The organism is Aeromonas sp. sif2416, from assembly GCF_019218665.1.
Taxonomy (GTDB): domain Bacteria; phylum Pseudomonadota; class Gammaproteobacteria; order Enterobacterales; family Aeromonadaceae; genus Aeromonas; species Aeromonas encheleia.
Genome location: NZ_JAHUXC010000003.1, coordinates 542,563 through 557,258 on the forward strand (window position 1 = coordinate 542,563; position 14,696 = coordinate 557,258).

Sequence of the window (14,696 nt, forward strand, 5' to 3'; positions counted from 1 at the left end):
GAGAAGGATGACATCATGAAAACAGCCTGGATTAGCTGCCTGCTGGCACTGTTGATGACGCTGCCACTGCGGGCCGAACAGATGAAGGAGCTGGGTCCCTGGCAGGTGCATTACAACGCCTTCAACTCCAGCTTCCTCACCCCCGAGGTGGCCAAGGCCTATGGTCTGGAGCGCAGCCGCTACAACGGCATCGTCAACATCGCGGTGCAAAACAAGCAAGGGGTGGCTCAGGCAGTGGGCATCAGCGGGGAGGCCAAGAACCTCACCGGCACCATCCGTACCTTGACCTTCCAGGAGGTGAAGGAGGGGGACTCCATCTACTATCTGGCGGTGCTGCCCTACCGCAACGAAGATACCTATCAGTTCACCCTGAAGATCATGGGCGAGGGGCAGCAGCAGACGCTGACCTTCCAGCAGACCTTCTACGTCGACTGAGCCGGGTCGATGAAAAATGCCCCGAACCTGTGTTCGGGGCATTTTTTTGTCCGTCGTTCGCTTAAGAGGCGATGTCAGTGGCCTCAGCGGCTGGCCAGCGGGTAGGTGAACAGGGCCAGGTGGGCGAAGTTGAACAAAAAATGCAACAGGATGGCGACGCTCAGCCGTCCGCTGAGCTGGAACGCCAGCCCGTAGCAGGCCCCCGCCAGGGCGGCAAACAGCATCAGCAGCGGGCCTCCGGCCAGATGCGCCGCCCCGAACAGCAGGCTGGCGACCAGGAGACCGAACCAGGGCTTGCTTCGCTTCGCCACCCCTTGCTGGATCAGGCCCCGAAACAGCGCCTCCTCCGCCACACAGGTGAACAGCAGGTTGTTGAGGGCAAACAGCCACCACCAGTGGGGCAGCCCCGGCTCGGGCCTGAGGGCGCCGAGCTGCCAGGCCGCCAGCAACAGGGCCGCCAGTGGCAGGATGAGCAGGGCCAGTGGTCGCCAGCGGATGGGGCCTCCCTGGCCGAGCAGGGTGGGCCAGGCCAGCAGCAGGCCGAAGAAGATCAGCGGCTTGTCCAGATTGAGATACAGGCTGAAGGGCACGCTGGCGGGGCCGGCCTGCACCCGATCCAGTACCCTGAGGTTGTCAAAGCCCGGCACCTGATGCAGCGTCAGGGCGATGGCCCACAGCAGCACCAGCGTCAGTGCGATGCCACGCCAGGGTTGGGGCAGGCTGGGGGTTTGCCAGGCCAGCAACAGGCCGGCGAGGCTGATCAGCGCGGCGAAGGGGCTGAGGCGCCCCAGCCAGAGGGCGGCCAGCAGGGCGAGCCCCAGCAGGATCAGGCCGGGTCTCGGCTGGCGGGCCAGGCAGAGCAGCACGGCCAGCGCCAGTACTCCCCAGATCAGGGCATCGGGTAGTAGTAACATTGAGTCTCCTTGCGAGTGCGAAGGGGCGCACCTTAACGATCCCTTCCCCCTGGCACAAGGCTCGATAGACTGGTCGGATCCCTGCCGCGGTCTGTTGTGCCGCTTGTCGGCCGCTGTCTGGCCAATAAAAAAGCCGGAGCAGAGGCTCCGGCTTTGGTGAGAGGTGGTGGCGCGACTTAACGCGCCCAAGCCGTATTAACGGCCGGATTCGGCAATTACGCGGGCGATGATATCGGCACGCTTGGTCGCTTCCAGCTCACCCAGGGCGATGAGGCCGGCCTTGAAGATGACGTTCTTCGGCAGGCTGACGTCGTCCAGTGTGGTGATGGCTTCCACGTGCAGGCCGTTCAGGCGGCTGGCATCGCGCGGGCTCAGGTTGACCTGAGTGTTCATCACCTGCTTGCCCTTCTTCTTGGCGGGCACGGCGGCTTTCTGGCTGGATTCCTGTTCTTCGTCTTCCGGCAGTTCGTCATCAAAATCGTAAATAGACATAGTCAATCCTGTTGGGTTGCAGCGGGCATGCTTGCCCGATAATAGAGGGTGATCAGCCCATATCCTCATTGCGGATAAAGGCGCGCCAGGAGCCGAGCACCTGGGCAAAGTCTTCCAGTCCGCACATGGCCAGCTGCTCATCATCGTAGTAGGCGAGATCGTCGAGATCCTCATCCTGCTCGATATTAAGGACGTTGGCCTTCACCTCCGCCTCCTCATGGGTGAGCAGCAGCGAATAGTCGCCGCCGAGCAGACGGTATTCGACACGGCTGCGGTTGGACAGCTGGTCGATGATGGAGAACAGCTCGTCGAGCTTCTCCTCATCCTTTCCCACCTCGTCGATCAGCCATTGACCTATGGCTTCATGGCCCATGGAGAACCGGGCGCGATAGCCACCGAACGGGTCGCGGCGAAATTCATAGTCCATAACGGGATCCATATCGAAAGGACGGGGCCATCACCAGGGGACTGGGCCTGCGCCAAATCCGTGATCCATGGTGGGCACACCTAGGGTAAAGTGGCCTATTCTAGCGATCCCCCCCTCGCTTGTCTTGATGATGTGGCATCTTTGCGCGACCACCTCAGCTTTTTGCCCGGAGAGACCATGCAGCTAAATGACCCCCTGGCCCGGCAGATCGTCAGCCGGGCGATGAAGATCCTCTCGTTTTCGGTCAACCTGATGGACGAAGGCGCCGTCTTATCATCGCCTCTGGTCACCTCAGCTTTTACCCGGAGAGCCCATGCAGCTAAATGATACCCTGGCCCGGCAGATCGTCAGCCGGGCGATGAAGATCCTCTCGTTCTCGGTCAACGTGATGGATGAACGCGGCCTCATCATCGCCTCAGGCAATCCGGAGCGGCTGCACCAGCGCCACGAGGGGGCCGTGCTGGCGCTGACCGAGAACCGGGTGGTGGAGATCAGCGAGGCCACCGCCCAGCAGCTCAAGGGGGTGCGGCCCGGCATCAACCTGCCCATCGCCTATCAGGGGGAGCTGCTCGGGGTCATCGGCATCTCGGGGGATCCGGAGGAAGTGCGCGCTTACGCCGAGCTGGTGCGGATGACCGCCGAGCTGATCCTGGAGCAGGCGGCGCTGACCGAGCAGCTGCAGTGGGACAAGCGCCACAAGGAGGAGCTGGTGCTGCAGCTCATCCGCGGCGAGGGGCGGGTCGATCAGCTGCAGCAGGCGGCCCGCTTCCTCGAGCTGGATCTGGCCCAGCCTCGGGTGGTGGCCGTGCTGACGCTGGAGGAGGCCGATCCCGCTCGGCTGCGGGAGCTGGTGCATCTGCTGGAGTACCCGGAGCGGGACAACCTGGTGGCCATCAACGGCCTGGACGAGATAGTGGTGCTCAAACCGGCCCAGCTCAGCGACGGCGTCTGGCAATCGGCGCAGGAGCGCAGCCGCATCAAGCAGCTGCTGGCCCGCATTCCCCATTTCAAGGTGCGCATCGGGGTGGGTGATTACTTCGCCGGGATCGACGGCCTGGCCCGCTCCTACCAGACCGCCCGCGACACCCTGCGCCGTGGCATGCGCCAGGCGCCGCGCAAACAGGTCTACTTCTTCGAGGATTACCGGCTGCCGGTGCTGCTCGGCAGTCTGGCGGACTCCTGGCAGGCGGATCAGCTGCGGGCTCCCCTGCTCAGGCTGGCGCAAGAGGATGCAAAGGGAACGCTGCAAAAGACGCTGCGCCAATATTTCTTGCAGGATTGTGATCTGCATCCCTGTGCCGATTCCTTGTTCATTCATCCCAATACCCTGCGTTACCGGCTGACCCGGATAGAGCAGATAACAGGGTTAAATTTCAACAAGTTAGATGACAAGTTCCTGCTCTATCTCGGGCTCAATCTCGACGGTTGATTTGTTCATATGAACAAAAAATGACGATATGAAAACGAAAGCTTTGGCATTTCGGCCAAAGCTTTCCGACCCGGGATCACCATAATGGCCACCACTTACTCCCACTCAAGGTGCCCGTCATGATCCCTGTATCCGCGCTCGGTGCTCTCGCTGCGCTCTCCATCGCCATCTTCCTCATCCTGAAGAAGGTGCCGCCCGCTTACGGCATGATCGTCGGTGCCCTGGCCGGTGGCCTGATCGGCGGAGCCGACCTGACCCAGACCGTCGCCCTGATGATCGGCGGCGCCCAGGGGATCACCACCGCCGTGATGCGGATCCTGGCGGCCGGCGTGCTGGCCGGCGTGCTGATCGAATCCGGTGCGGCCACCACCATCGCCGAGACCATCGTCAAGAAGCTCGGTGAGACCCGCGCCCTGCTGGCGCTGGCGCTGGCCACCCTGATCCTGACCGCGGTCGGCGTGTTCGTGGACGTGGCCGTCATCACTGTCGCCCCCATCGCCCTGGCCATCGCTCGCCGTGCCGACCTCTCCAAGGCCGCCATCCTGCTGGCCATGATAGGTGGCGGCAAGGCGGGCAACGTCATGTCCCCCAACCCGAACGCCATAGCCGCGTCCGACGCCTTCCACCTGCCGCTCACCTCGGTGATGGCGGCCGGCATCATCCCGGGCCTGTTCGGTCTGGTGATGGCCTACTGGTTGGCCAAGCGCCTCAACAACAAGGGCAGCAAGGTCGCCGCCGACGAGGTGGTGAGCTTTGACGGTGCCCAGCTGCCCGGCTTCCTGGCCGCCATCAGCGCGCCTCTGGTCGCCATCCTGCTGCTGGCCCTGCGCCCGCTGGCCGGTATCGTCGTGGATCCGCTCATCGCCCTGCCGCTCGGCGGCCTGGTCGGCGCCCTGATGATGGGCAAGTTCAGCAAGGTGAACCAGTTTGCGGTCTCCGGTCTGGCCCGCATGGCGCCGGTGGCCATCATGCTGCTGGGCACCGGTACCCTGGCGGGCATCATTGCCAACTCCGGTCTGAAGGATGTGCTGATCAGCGGCCTGACCGCCTCCGGTCTGCCCTCCTACCTGCTGGCCCCCATCTCCGGCGCCCTGATGTCGCTGGCGACCGCCTCGACCACAGCCGGTACCGTGGTGGCCTCCAACGTGTTCAGCTCGACCCTGATCGAACTCGGCATCACCAGCCTGGCCGGCGCCGCCATGATCCACGCCGGTGCCACCGTGTTTGACCACATGCCGCACGGCTCCTTCTTCCATGCCACCGGGGGCAGCGTCCACATGGGCGTGAGCGAGCGTCTGAAGCTCATCCCCTACGAAACTGCCGTCGGTCTGACCATTGCAGCCGTCTCCACCCTGATGTTTGGCGTGTTTGGTCTCGCCTAAGGAACTGATATGAAAATTGTTATCGCACCAGATTCATTCAAGGAGAGCCTGAGCGCCATGGCGGTGGCCGATGCCATCGAGGCCGGTTTCAAGCAGATATTGCCCGACGCCACCTACATCAAGCTGCCCATGGCCGATGGCGGCGAGGGCACGGTACAGTCGCTGATCGACGCCACTGGCGGTCGCATCCTGCCGGTCGAGGTGACTGCACCGCTCGGCAACAAGGTACAGGGCTTCGTCGGCCTGCTGGGGGATGGCGAGCGGGCCATCATCGAGATGGCGGCGGCCTCCGGCCTGCACCTGGTGGCACCGGAGCGGCGCAACCCGCTGCTCACCTCCAGCTGGGGCACGGGTGAGCTGATCCTGGCGGCGCTGGAGATGGGGGTGACCCACCTCATCCTCGGCATCGGTGGCAGCGCCACCAATGACGGCGGTGCCGGCATGATCCAGGCACTCGGCGGCCAGCTGCTCAAGGCCGATGGCAGCCCCATCGCCCTGGGCGGCGGGGCCTTGAGTGAGTTGGCGCGCATCGATCTGAGCGGGCTGGATCCGCGCCTGGCCGGTCTCACCATAGAGGTGGCTTGTGACGTGGACAACCCGCTGTGCGGCCCGAAAGGCGCCTCCGCCGTGTTCGGCCCGCAGAAGGGGGCAACCCCGGAGATGGTGGCCCAGCTGGACGCCAATCTGGCGCACTATGCGGACTGCATCGAGCAGGCCCTCGGCAAACAGGTGAAGGCCATTCCGGGGGCGGGCGCCGCCGGTGGCATGGGCGCCGCCCTGGTGGGGCTGCTGGGCGCCGAGCTCAAGCCCGGCATCCAGATCGTCATCGAGGCGTTGAAGCTGGCCGAGGCGGTGGCCGATGCGGATCTCGTCATCACCGGCGAGGGGCGGATCGACAGCCAGACCATCCACGGCAAGACCCCCATCGGGGTGGCGCGTTGCGCCAAGCAGTTCGGCAAGCCGGTGATCGGCATCTCCGGCTGTATCACCGACGATTACGGCGTGGTGCACGAGCACGGCCTGGACGCGGTGTTTGCCGTGGTCAACCGCGCCATGTCCCTGCCGGAGGCGCTGGCGACCGCCACCACCAACCTGCAGCTCACGGCCCGCAACGTCGCGGCCCTCTATATGCTGCGCAACTAGTCCCTCTTCTGGCCGGTGCAGGGCACCGGCCACCCTCTGCCCCGTGTAGCGGATGTGGTTGCTTGCCTGCTGGCAGACCCTCTGACGCACCTTGCCGATCCCTGGATCGGCTTTTTTCATTTTCATTATCTCGCTGTCTTTTATATGGTTTTTGTATTCTGCCCGTCTGCTTTGCGGCATAGTGAACCCCCCCATACTTAGGGGCAACGTGCGAGGAGCAACCCATGATCTTGCTGACCCTGGGGGTAGTGCTATTTACCCTGATCCACCTCTATCCCTGCTTCGCCGTGACCCACCGTGCCCGCCTGCGCGACCGGCTGGGAGTGCAGCGTTACAAGGGACTCTTCTCGCTACTGGTGTTCGTCGCCATCGCCTGCATCCTCGCTGGCTGGCGCAGCGCCAGCCCCATGCCACTCTATTTTCTGCCCGCCTGGGGCCCGGCCCTGGCGATGGGGCTGATGCCCGTCGCACTGATCCTGCTCTGTGCCGGGCAGGGGGCCAACCACTTCCGGCGCTGGCTGGTGCACCCCCAGCTCATCGGTACCCTGCTGTGGGCGGGGGCTCATCTGACGGTGAACAGCGAGGCGCGCTCCCTGGTGCTGTTCGGAGGCCTGGGAATATGGGCCCTGGTCAGCATCGTCTGGATTTCGGTGCGGGACTGGCAGCAGAAACCGCGCCCGGCGGCGAGCTGGCAGGGCACGGGGATCTGCGTGGGGGCGGGGCTGGCGCTCACGGCGCTGCTCATCTTCTGGGGCCATGGCTGGCTGACGGGCATAGCGCTGCACTGAGCATGAAATGAACCGGAGCCGCGGCGGATACGTATGCTATTCATCTGTTCAAAAGGAGTTGCCCGATGAAATGGTTCACTCTGTTGTTATTGCTCGGCGCAGGCCAGGCGCTGGCCGCCTGCCCCGACTACTTCAATGTGGAGCAACGGGAGCTCAACAGCACCCGGCGCCATAACCTCTGCCAGCTGACCGAGGGCAAGGTGGTGCTGGTGGTCAACACCGCCTCCTACTGCGGCTATCGCGGCCAGTTCCGGGATCTGGAATCGCTCTACCAGAGCTACAAGGATAAGGGGCTGATCATCCTGGGTTTTCCGTCCAATGACTTCTGGCAGGAGGCGGGGGATGAGGGCAAGACCGCCACCGTCTGCCGCCGTGACTACGGCGTGACCTTTCCCATGTTCAACCGGATCGCCGTGCGCGGATCCGATGCCAGCCCCCTGTATAAGGGGCTTGCCGCCGCCGGTGGCGATGCCCCCGGCTGGAACTTCCACAAGTACCTGATCGGACGCGATGGCAAGCTGATCGCGAGCTATGGCGCCAGCCAGAATCCGGGTGCGGATCCCCTGCTGGCCGCGGTGAAGCAGGCGCTCGGCCGCTAGGCCTCACCGGACTACTCTGGAATAATGGCGGCAGGCTCCTCTATCTGGTAACCCCGTGCTGCAACGCCTCCCTCAAATGCTGATCTTCGATGCCCTGGTCCGTGAACAGGGCATCTCCGCCGCCGCGCGTCGGCTCGGTGTCTCCAAGTCCCACATCAGCAAGCAGCTGGCGCTGCTGGAGGCCGCGCTCGGTGCCCAGCTGGTGCAGCGCACCACCCGCAGCTTCTCCCTGACCGAACTCGGCCAGGAGTATGCCCGCCACTGCCGCGCCCTGGTGGCGGTGGCGCAGGAGGCGGATTCCATGGTGGCGGAGCGACGTGGCAAGGTGAGTGGCGTCCTGCACCTGGGGGTCGGTCAGTCCTTTGGCCGGCTGCACGTGATCCCGCGCCTCAAGGCGTTCCAGGATCGCTACCCCGAGCTGGAGCTGGAGGTCTCCTTGTTCGATCACCGCACCAACCTGGTGGATGAGGGACTGGATCTCTGGATCACCACCTACGAGGACAAGCCGGAGGCGCTGGTGGGGCAGCGGCTGGCGGACATAGGCTTCGTGCTGGTGGCCTCGCCAGACTATCTGCTGAGCCACGGCACCCCGCTGCACCCGAAGGATCTGGCCCAGCATAACTGCATCACCTACCAGAGCCGGGAGCGGCGCTACCACGAATGGTCGTTCCGCCAGGGCAAGGAGCGGCAGACGGTGCAGGTGGCGGGCAACTACCGGGTGGATCTGGCGGAGGCGGTGCGGGACGCGGCCCTGGCCGGGCTCGGCATCGCCTATGTCGCCAACTACCTGCTGGACAAGGAGTTGCAGTCCGGCCAGCTCATCCCCCTGCTGCCCCAATGGCGGCCGAACCAGAAGATGGCGGTGCACGCTGTCTATGTCAGGCGCGAGCACCTGGATCCGAAGATCCGGCTGTTCATCGACTTTCTCAAGGAGAGCTTCGGCCCAGATCCCTATTGGGAGCAGCGGCTTGCTCCCTGGCTCGGCGGTAAATTGTCCGGCACAGGGGAATGATCGTTTCTGTATAAAAACACTGGCTTTCCGCTGATACTAAAATCTAGCCAAATCAGCCAGTTGCCGCAACCGGTGTCGTGCAAACGTTTTTGCTAACAGGGTCGTAACCAAGTGGGCTTGCAGTGACGGGGCAGGGAGCGCAGAATCCGCGCCCATCTTCTGCCTCACCTGATGGAATCCCCATGATCGCCCTGCTCGGCATCCTCTGTATCCTGGCTCTGGCCGCACTCTGTTCTGATAATCGTCGTCGTATCCCGTTGCGAACAGTGGGTTTCGCCCTCTGCCTGCAAGTGCTCTTCGCCGGCCTGGTACTCTGGCTGCCCGCCGGCCAGCATGTGCTGAACGGGGTCAGCGAGAGCGTCAGCAGCGTGATCGGCTACGGTCAGGAGGGGATCGCCTTCCTGTTCGGCGATCTGGCCAAGTTCAAGCTGGGCTTCATCTTTGCCTTCAACGTGCTGCCGGTCATCATCTTCTTCTCTGCCCTCATCGCCATCCTCTACCACATCGGCCTGATGCCGAGGGTCATCGCCCTGCTCGGTGGCGGCCTGCAGAAGCTGCTGGGCACAGGCCGGGCCGAGAGTCTCTCCGCCACCGCCAACATCTTCGTCGGCATGGTGGAGGCGCCGCTGGTGGTCAAGCCCTACCTCTCCAAGATGTCTGACTCCCAGTTCTTCGCGGTGATGAGCTGCGGCCTGGCCTCGGTGGCCGGCGGCACCCTGGTGGGCTATGCCAGCATCGGGGTCGAGCTGAAATACCTGATAGCGGCGGCCTTCATGTCGGCCCCCGCCGGTCTGGCCATGGCCAAGATCCTGGTACCGCCTGCCGCAGATGAGGTGGACAACCATCAGGACGTGGAGATCCCGCGCGCGACCAACGTCATCGAGGCGGCGGCCGACGGCGCCATGGCGGGGCTGAACATAGCTGTGGCAGTCGGCGCCACCCTGCTGGCCTTCGTCGGGGTGATCGCCCTGCTCAACGGTCTGTTGGGCTGGGTGGGTGATCTGGCCGGGCTGGAGCTGAGCTTCCAGATCATCCTGGGCTGGCTGTTCGCCCCCGTCTCTTGGCTGATCGGGGTACCCTGGGATCAGGCCCAGGCCGCCGGCGCCCTGATCGGGACCAAGATCGTCATCAACGAGTTCGTCGCCTTCATCGCCCTGGTGCAGGATCAGACCCTGAACGAGTCGAGCAAGGCCATAGTCACCTTCGCCCTGTGCGGTTTCGCCAACATCTCCTCCATGGCGATCCTCATCGGTGGCCTGGGCTCCATGGTGCCGGAGCGCAAGGCTTTCATCGCCCGTTACGGCATGCGTGCCATCCTGGCGGGGGTGCTGGCGAACCTGATGAGCGCCTCACTGGCGGGTCTGTTCCTCGCCCTCTGATGAGCCCCGAGTCAGCTACTTTCGGTCAAGGCCCGCTTCGGCGGGCCTTTTCGTGGCCGTTTTCGGGCACAAAAAAAGCGCCTCAGAGGAGGCGCGGGGAAAAGACAGATTGGAAGCGTCACATGGGTGCCACTTGAATGAGGGATGAGCCATACCATCCAAGTGTCAGGTCATCATGCCAGCCCCTGTCTGAAGCCCTTCTGAGGCGATTCTTCATACTATGTTCATTTTGCTAAACGCCGGGCGGGGTCAGTTCAAAGCCGCTGCCCTCCTGCTCCAGCGCCAATAGCCAGCGCTTGATGGGAATGCCGCCGCCGTAGCCGGTCAGCTCGCCGTTGCGGCCTATGACCCTGTGGCAGGGCACTATGATGCTCAAGGGGTTCTGGCCGTTGGCGGCCCCCACCGCGCGCACCGCCTTGGGATTGCCGATGGCCCGGGCTATGTCGAGGTAGCTGACGGTCTCGCCATAGGGGATGTCGCACAGGGCGTGCCACACAGATTGCTGGAAGGGCGTGCCCCTGGCGGCGAGCGGCAGCGTGAAGCGCCGCAAGCGGCCGGCGAAGTAGGCCTCGAACTGTGCGACGAAGGGGGCGAGCGCGACATCGTCCCGCAGCCACTCGGGGGCCGGCATCACGGGCCGCTCACCCCGCACAAACTCCACATAACGCAGCCCGTCCTTGTCGATGGCGACGAGCAGGGGACCCTGGGCGCTGTCGCAGAAGCTGTATCTCATCTGTGTTGGTTCCTTGGCGTGGGCAGTCGGGGTCATTCCAGCACGGGCTTGCCGCGGGCCGACTTGATGTCCCCCTTGCGCTTCTTGGCGTCGACCCGCTTGCGCTGGGAGCTGCGGGTCGGCTTGGTGGCGTGGCGGGCCTTGGGGCGCCAGGCGGCCTTCTTCAGCAGCTCGGTCAGCCGGCTCATGGCCTCCTTGCGGTTCATGTCCTGGCTGCGATGGGTCTCGACCCTGATCTGGATGAAGCCGTCATGGACCCTGCTGTCGCTCAGCTTCTCCAGCCCCTCCTTGTAAAGGTCCGGCAGGCTGGGGGAGTCGCGGTAATCGAAGCGCAACCAGACGGCGGAGTCCGTCTTGTTGACATGCTGACCGCCGGCGCCCTGGGCGCGCATGGTCTGGAACTGCAGCTCGTGCCAGGGAATGATCACGCTGTTGGAGATGACTAACATGGGGTGATGCTCTCATTTGGTGCATCAAGGGAGTCTGGTGCAGCTTGGTGCCTCATTATGGGGCGAGATGCGCTTCCTTGGTGATCTTGGGTCTTAGCAGTCCAAGGGTTAAAGCCTATCTTTATGAAAATAAACAATAAAAATACTTGGCACAAGAATTGATGACCAATCCATGACATACCATGGATTGGGAGCAACCAGATGAAGCTGATTACTGCGATTATCAAACCCTTCAAGTTGGACGACGTGCGCGAGGCCATCGCCAACCTGGGGGTCGAAGGCCTGACCGTGTCCGAGGTCAAGGGATTTGGCCGCCAGAAGGGGCACACCGAATTATACCGGGGAGCCGAGTATCAGGTCGACTTCCTGCCCAAGGTGAAGCTGGAAATCGCCACCGCCGACGACAACGTGGAGGGGGTGATAGAGGCTATCTGCAAGGCGGCCTACACCGGCAAGATCGGCGACGGCAAGATCTTCGTCTATGACCTGCTGCAGGCGGTGCGGATCCGCACCGGCGAGAGCGACGACGAGGCGCTCTGATCCCGCATCCTCTTCCCGGAGCAGGCATGGGCCCAGGCCGGACATCAGCCAAGGCAGGCTGACGCCATGCCTTGATGGCCAATCAGACCGTGACTCTAAGTCATCGAGAGGCTGGGTGGGATTCCATCCGGTCTTTTTCTTCGGTCAACGGTTAAATATGTGATCCTACCTCTGTAAACCACCTTGATCCCGCCGTCGTGCCTCATGCAGAATGCAAACGCAAATTGTTATCACTCGATGCACAACTCAAGGAACGGATGATGAAAATGAAGATGCTGGCACTGGCTTTCTCTACCCTGGCTGCCCAGTCGGCATTTGCCGCCGCTGAAGTAAACGTCTACTCCAACCGGCAGGATGAGCTGATCAAGCCCATCATCCAGCAGTTCGAGAAAGAATCCGGGATCAAGGTCAACGTGGTGTTCGCCAAAGAGGGGCTGAACGAGCGTCTGGAGCGGGAAGGCAAGCTCTCCCCGGCCGATCTGATGCTGACCGTCGACATCAGCCGCCTGACCGATCTGGTGGACAAGGATCTGGTGCAGCCGGTGGACAGCAAGATCCTGCAGGAGAACATCCCGTCCATCTATCGGGATCCGGACAACAAGTGGTTCGCCCTGACCACCCGGGTACGCGCCATCTACTCCAGCAAGGATCGTCTCGGCAAGCTCGACACCATCAGCTACGAAGATCTGGTCAAGCCTGAATACAAAGGGAAAATTTGTACTCGCAGCGGCAAGCATGAGTACAATGTGGCGCTGGTCTCCTCCATGATCGCCCATCACGGCATGGCGGACGCCAAGACCTGGCTGGAAGGGGTCAAGGCCAACCTGGCGCGCAAGCCGCAGGGCAACGATCGGGATCAGGTCAAGGCCATCAAGGACGGCATCTGCGATCTGTCGCTGGGTAACAGCTACTACCTGGGCGCCATGCTCAAGGATCCCGCCCAGAAGTCTTGGGCCGATGCGGTCTACATCAACTTCCCGAATCAGGCCGACCGCGGTGCCCACGTCAACGTGAGTGGCGTGGCCATGACCAAGTATGCCAAGAACAAGGAAGCTGCCCAGAAGCTGATGGAGTTCCTCTCTGGCGACACCGCCCAGCACCTCTATGCGGATGTGAATGCCGAGTATCCGGTCAAGGCCGGGGTCGAGCCTTCCGCCATGGTCAAGTCCTGGGGCAGTTTCAAGTCTGACGCCATGCCGGTCAGCGAATACGCCAAGTACCGCAAGGATGCCTTGCAGTTGCTGGATGAAGTGAAGTTCGACTTGTAATCAGATGGGGCCAAAGGCCCCATCAATCACTGTGGTCCCATGAAAAATTTTGGTTGGATTGCCGGCAGCTGGGCCACCGCCCTGCTGCTGGGTTTGCCCGTTATCGCCCTGATCTTCTCTGCCCTGTCGGCGGACGGGGAGCTGTTTCGCCACCTCGCCGATACTGTGCTGCTCGACTACATCGCCAACACCTCGGCCCTGGTGCTGGGGGTGGTGCTGCTCAGCCTGCTGTTCGGGGTTCCCACCGCCTGGCTGGTGGCCATGTGCCAGGTGCCGGGGCGCCGCGCCCTGCAGTGGGCGCTGATGCTGCCCATGGCCATGCCCTCCTACATAGTGGCCTACGTCTATACCGACCTGCTGGATTACTCGGGTCCGTTGCAGGCGGGGCTGCGCACCCTGTTTGACTGGAACACCCCCACCGATTACTGGTTCCCGGCCATCCGCTCCCTCGGCGGGGCCGCCTGGGTGCTGGCGCTGGTGCTGTTCCCCTATGTCTACCTGCTGGCCCGTGCTTCGTTTTTGGAGCAGTCGGTCAGCCTCATTCACTCCAGCCGATTGCTCGGCTGCACCCCCTGGCAGAGTTTTCGCCGCCTCAGCCTGCCGCTGGCCCGCCCCGCCATCATGGTCGCCGTTTCTCTGGTGGCAATGGAGACCCTGGCGGACTTCGCCACCGTCCACTTCTTCGCCATCAACACGCTCACGACCGCGATTTACGACACCTGGCTCGGTTACGGCAGCCTGGCCACCGCCGCCCGCCTCTCCTGCCTGATGCTGCTGGCGGTGGTGCTGCTGATCGCCGTCGAGCGCCGCTCCCGCCAGCGCCAGCAGGTGTTCCAGAAGTCCATGGGCCATGAGCCGCCGCTGCGCTATCCGCTCAGGGGGCTGCCTCGCCTGCTGGCCGGGCTCTGGTGCTGGGGACTGGTGGTGGCGGGCTTCGCGCTGCCGTTCGCCATCCTGCTCGATTACGGGGTACGTTACTTCGAGCTCTCCTGGACCCCGGAGTTCGTCCGCTTCGCCGGCAACAGCCTGACCATCTCGACGTTGACCGCCCTGCTCGCCATGGGGATAGCCCTGCTGCTCGGCTTCTTCCGGCGCCTTGATGGGGGCGTCCGCAGCCTGCTGCCGCTGCGCATCGCCGCCATGGGCTATGCCATGCCGGGCACTGTGCTCGCCATCGGAGTGCTGGTGCCGCTGACGGCGCTCGATTTTGGCATCAACGATCTGGCCGAGTGGCTTGGGCAGCAGGGCCCCGGCCTGTTGTTGACCGGCACCCTCACCGCCATCGTGTTCGGCTACCTGGTGCGCTTCGTGGCCATCGCCATCGGCTCGGTGGAGAGCAGCATGGGCAAGATCTCCCCCAGCCTCGACATGGCGGCCCGCTCCCTGGGGCAGGGCTCTGGCGGCATGCTGCGCCGGGTTCATCTGCCACTGGTGCGGCGCGGCCTGTTCGCCGGCGCCATGCTGGTATTCATCGAATCCATGAAGGAGCTGCCCGCCGCCCTGCTGCTGCGGCCGTTCAACTTCGATACCCTGGCGACCCACGTCTATCAGTTCGTCTCGGACGAGATGCTGGAGCGGGGGGCGCTCGGCGCCATCGTCATAGTGCTGGTGGGGCTGCTGCCGCTGATCTGGGTCAACCGCAGCCTGGACAGCCCGGGCCACTAGGCCCGTCACCACAGAATATGAACGCGTCCCAGCCATCGGCG

17 protein-coding genes are annotated in these 14,696 nt (G+C 63.4%); 12 read left to right on the plus strand and 5 right to left on the minus strand.

From position 1 onward, the window contains the following. The first annotated feature begins 15 nt into the window (after window positions 1–15). Window positions 16–435 carry a DUF4426 domain-containing protein gene (locus KW821_RS08830; protein WP_042652092.1) on the plus strand — a complete coding sequence of 140 codons (420 nt, stop codon included), beginning with the start codon at window positions 16–18 and terminating at the stop codon, window positions 433–435. Window positions 436–518: 83 nt separating this feature from the next. Here the strand turns inward: KW821_RS08830 and KW821_RS08835 are convergent, their stop codons facing one another. From KW821_RS08835 to KW821_RS08845, 3 genes are all read right to left on the minus strand, one after another. After that, window positions 519–1,349 (minus strand): CPBP family intramembrane glutamic endopeptidase, encoded by an 831-nt coding sequence (locus tag KW821_RS08835; protein WP_218291169.1) that lies wholly within the window; start codon window positions 1,347–1,349, stop codon window positions 519–521. A gap of 195 nt (window positions 1,350–1,544) precedes the next feature. Continuing rightward, a complete protein-coding gene (locus KW821_RS08840) occupies window positions 1,545–1,841 on the minus strand; it encodes a hypothetical protein (RefSeq protein ID WP_005332293.1) in 297 nt (98 codons plus the stop codon). A 52-nt stretch (window positions 1,842–1,893) separates the two neighbouring features. Further along, window positions 1,894–2,268: a YacL family protein gene (locus tag KW821_RS08845; protein ID WP_042652094.1), complete on the minus strand. Its 375-nt coding sequence runs from the start codon at window positions 2,266–2,268 to the stop codon at window positions 1,894–1,896. 177 nt (window positions 2,269–2,445) lie between these two features. Between KW821_RS08845 and KW821_RS08850 the strand changes: the two genes are divergently transcribed. From KW821_RS08850 to KW821_RS08885, 8 genes are all read left to right on the plus strand, one after another. Then, a complete protein-coding gene (locus KW821_RS08850; protein WP_218291170.1) occupies window positions 2,446–2,595 on the plus strand; it encodes a hypothetical protein in 150 nt (49 codons plus the stop codon). Further along, window positions 2,582–3,697 (plus strand): sugar diacid recognition domain-containing protein, encoded by a 1,116-nt coding sequence (locus tag KW821_RS08855; RefSeq protein WP_218291171.1) that lies wholly within the window; start codon window positions 2,582–2,584, stop codon window positions 3,695–3,697. Before KW821_RS08850 ends, KW821_RS08855 begins: the two co-directional genes overlap by 14 nt. A 119-nt stretch (window positions 3,698–3,816) precedes the next feature. After that, window positions 3,817–5,079, plus strand: coding sequence for a GntP family permease (locus KW821_RS08860; protein WP_033129222.1), 1,263 nt, complete (start codon window positions 3,817–3,819; stop codon window positions 5,077–5,079). A 9-nt stretch (window positions 5,080–5,088) separates the two neighbouring features. Then, window positions 5,089–6,222, plus strand: a complete 1,134-nt coding sequence (locus KW821_RS08865) for a glycerate kinase (RefSeq protein WP_042652097.1) — start codon at window positions 5,089–5,091, stop codon at window positions 6,220–6,222. A gap of 224 nt (window positions 6,223–6,446) precedes the next feature. Continuing rightward, window positions 6,447–7,010 (plus strand): NnrU family protein, encoded by a 564-nt coding sequence (locus KW821_RS08870; protein WP_218291172.1) that lies wholly within the window; start codon window positions 6,447–6,449, stop codon window positions 7,008–7,010. A 65-nt stretch (window positions 7,011–7,075) separates the two neighbouring features. After that, on the plus strand, window positions 7,076–7,609 hold the full coding sequence (locus KW821_RS08875; RefSeq protein ID WP_218291173.1) for a glutathione peroxidase: 534 nt from the start codon (window positions 7,076–7,078) through the stop codon (window positions 7,607–7,609). A 76-nt stretch (window positions 7,610–7,685) separates the two neighbouring features. After that, complete coding sequence (locus KW821_RS08880; protein ID WP_218291174.1) at window positions 7,686–8,621, plus strand: LysR family transcriptional regulator; 936 nt, start codon at window positions 7,686–7,688, stop codon at window positions 8,619–8,621. Between the two features lie 182 nt (window positions 8,622–8,803). Continuing rightward, window positions 8,804–10,000, plus strand: coding sequence for a NupC/NupG family nucleoside CNT transporter (locus KW821_RS08885; RefSeq protein WP_218291175.1), 1,197 nt, complete (start codon window positions 8,804–8,806; stop codon window positions 9,998–10,000). Between the two features lie 232 nt (window positions 10,001–10,232). On the opposite strand, the gene KW821_RS08890 is transcribed toward KW821_RS08885, so the two are convergent. Both KW821_RS08890 and arfB read right to left on the minus strand, forming a co-directional pair. Beyond that, on the minus strand, window positions 10,233–10,733 hold the full coding sequence (locus tag KW821_RS08890) for a methylated-DNA--[protein]-cysteine S-methyltransferase (protein WP_218291176.1): 501 nt from the start codon (window positions 10,731–10,733) through the stop codon (window positions 10,233–10,235). Between the two features lie 32 nt (window positions 10,734–10,765). Further along, window positions 10,766–11,182: an alternative ribosome rescue aminoacyl-tRNA hydrolase ArfB gene (gene arfB / locus KW821_RS08895; RefSeq protein ID WP_042652102.1), complete on the minus strand. Its 417-nt coding sequence runs from the start codon at window positions 11,180–11,182 to the stop codon at window positions 10,766–10,768. A gap of 201 nt (window positions 11,183–11,383) precedes the next feature. Here arfB and glnK point away from each other — a divergent pair, with 201 nt between their 5' ends. The 3 genes from glnK to KW821_RS08910 all read left to right on the plus strand — a co-directional run bounded on the left by glnK (window position 11,384) and on the right by KW821_RS08910 (window position 14,655). Beyond that, on the plus strand, window positions 11,384–11,722 hold the full coding sequence (glnK, locus tag KW821_RS08900) for a P-II family nitrogen regulator (RefSeq protein WP_011704615.1): 339 nt from the start codon (window positions 11,384–11,386) through the stop codon (window positions 11,720–11,722). A gap of 260 nt (window positions 11,723–11,982) precedes the next feature. After that, window positions 11,983–12,990 (plus strand): Fe(3+) ABC transporter substrate-binding protein, encoded by a 1,008-nt coding sequence (locus KW821_RS08905; protein WP_218291177.1) that lies wholly within the window; start codon window positions 11,983–11,985, stop codon window positions 12,988–12,990. Window positions 12,991–13,029: 39 nt separating this feature from the next. Next, window positions 13,030–14,655, plus strand: coding sequence for an iron ABC transporter permease (locus KW821_RS08910; RefSeq protein WP_218291178.1), 1,626 nt, complete (start codon window positions 13,030–13,032; stop codon window positions 14,653–14,655). Window positions 14,656–14,696: the final 41 nt, after the last annotated feature.

What these genes read in the sequence shown, in the direction of transcription:
- KW821_RS08830 (WP_042652092.1), top strand. Translation starts at nt 16, where the DNA reads ATGAAAACAGCCTGGATTAGCTGCCTGCTGGCACTGTTGATGACGCTG.
- KW821_RS08835 (WP_218291169.1), bottom strand. Translation starts at nt 1,349, where the DNA reads ATGTTACTACTACCCGATGCCCTGATCTGGGGAGTACTGGCGCTGGCC.
- KW821_RS08840 (WP_005332293.1), bottom strand. Translation starts at nt 1,841, where the DNA reads ATGTCTATTTACGATTTTGATGACGAACTGCCGGAAGACGAAGAACAG.
- KW821_RS08845 (WP_042652094.1), bottom strand. Translation starts at nt 2,268, where the DNA reads ATGGACTATGAATTTCGCCGCGACCCGTTCGGTGGCTATCGCGCCCGG.
- KW821_RS08850 (WP_218291170.1), top strand. Translation starts at nt 2,446, where the DNA reads ATGCAGCTAAATGACCCCCTGGCCCGGCAGATCGTCAGCCGGGCGATG.
- KW821_RS08855 (WP_218291171.1), top strand. Translation starts at nt 2,582, where the DNA reads ATGCAGCTAAATGATACCCTGGCCCGGCAGATCGTCAGCCGGGCGATG.
- KW821_RS08860 (WP_033129222.1), top strand. Translation starts at nt 3,817, where the DNA reads ATGATCCCTGTATCCGCGCTCGGTGCTCTCGCTGCGCTCTCCATCGCC.
- KW821_RS08865 (WP_042652097.1), top strand. Translation starts at nt 5,089, where the DNA reads ATGAAAATTGTTATCGCACCAGATTCATTCAAGGAGAGCCTGAGCGCC.
- KW821_RS08870 (WP_218291172.1), top strand. Translation starts at nt 6,447, where the DNA reads ATGATCTTGCTGACCCTGGGGGTAGTGCTATTTACCCTGATCCACCTC.
- KW821_RS08875 (WP_218291173.1), top strand. Translation starts at nt 7,076, where the DNA reads ATGAAATGGTTCACTCTGTTGTTATTGCTCGGCGCAGGCCAGGCGCTG.
- KW821_RS08880 (WP_218291174.1), top strand. Translation starts at nt 7,686, where the DNA reads ATGCTGATCTTCGATGCCCTGGTCCGTGAACAGGGCATCTCCGCCGCC.
- KW821_RS08885 (WP_218291175.1), top strand. Translation starts at nt 8,804, where the DNA reads ATGATCGCCCTGCTCGGCATCCTCTGTATCCTGGCTCTGGCCGCACTC.
- KW821_RS08890 (WP_218291176.1), bottom strand. Translation starts at nt 10,733, where the DNA reads ATGAGATACAGCTTCTGCGACAGCGCCCAGGGTCCCCTGCTCGTCGCC.
- arfB (WP_042652102.1), bottom strand. Translation starts at nt 11,182, where the DNA reads ATGTTAGTCATCTCCAACAGCGTGATCATTCCCTGGCACGAGCTGCAG.
- glnK (WP_011704615.1), top strand. Translation starts at nt 11,384, where the DNA reads ATGAAGCTGATTACTGCGATTATCAAACCCTTCAAGTTGGACGACGTG.
- KW821_RS08905 (WP_218291177.1), top strand. Translation starts at nt 11,983, where the DNA reads ATGAAAATGAAGATGCTGGCACTGGCTTTCTCTACCCTGGCTGCCCAG.
- KW821_RS08910 (WP_218291178.1), top strand. Translation starts at nt 13,030, where the DNA reads ATGAAAAATTTTGGTTGGATTGCCGGCAGCTGGGCCACCGCCCTGCTG.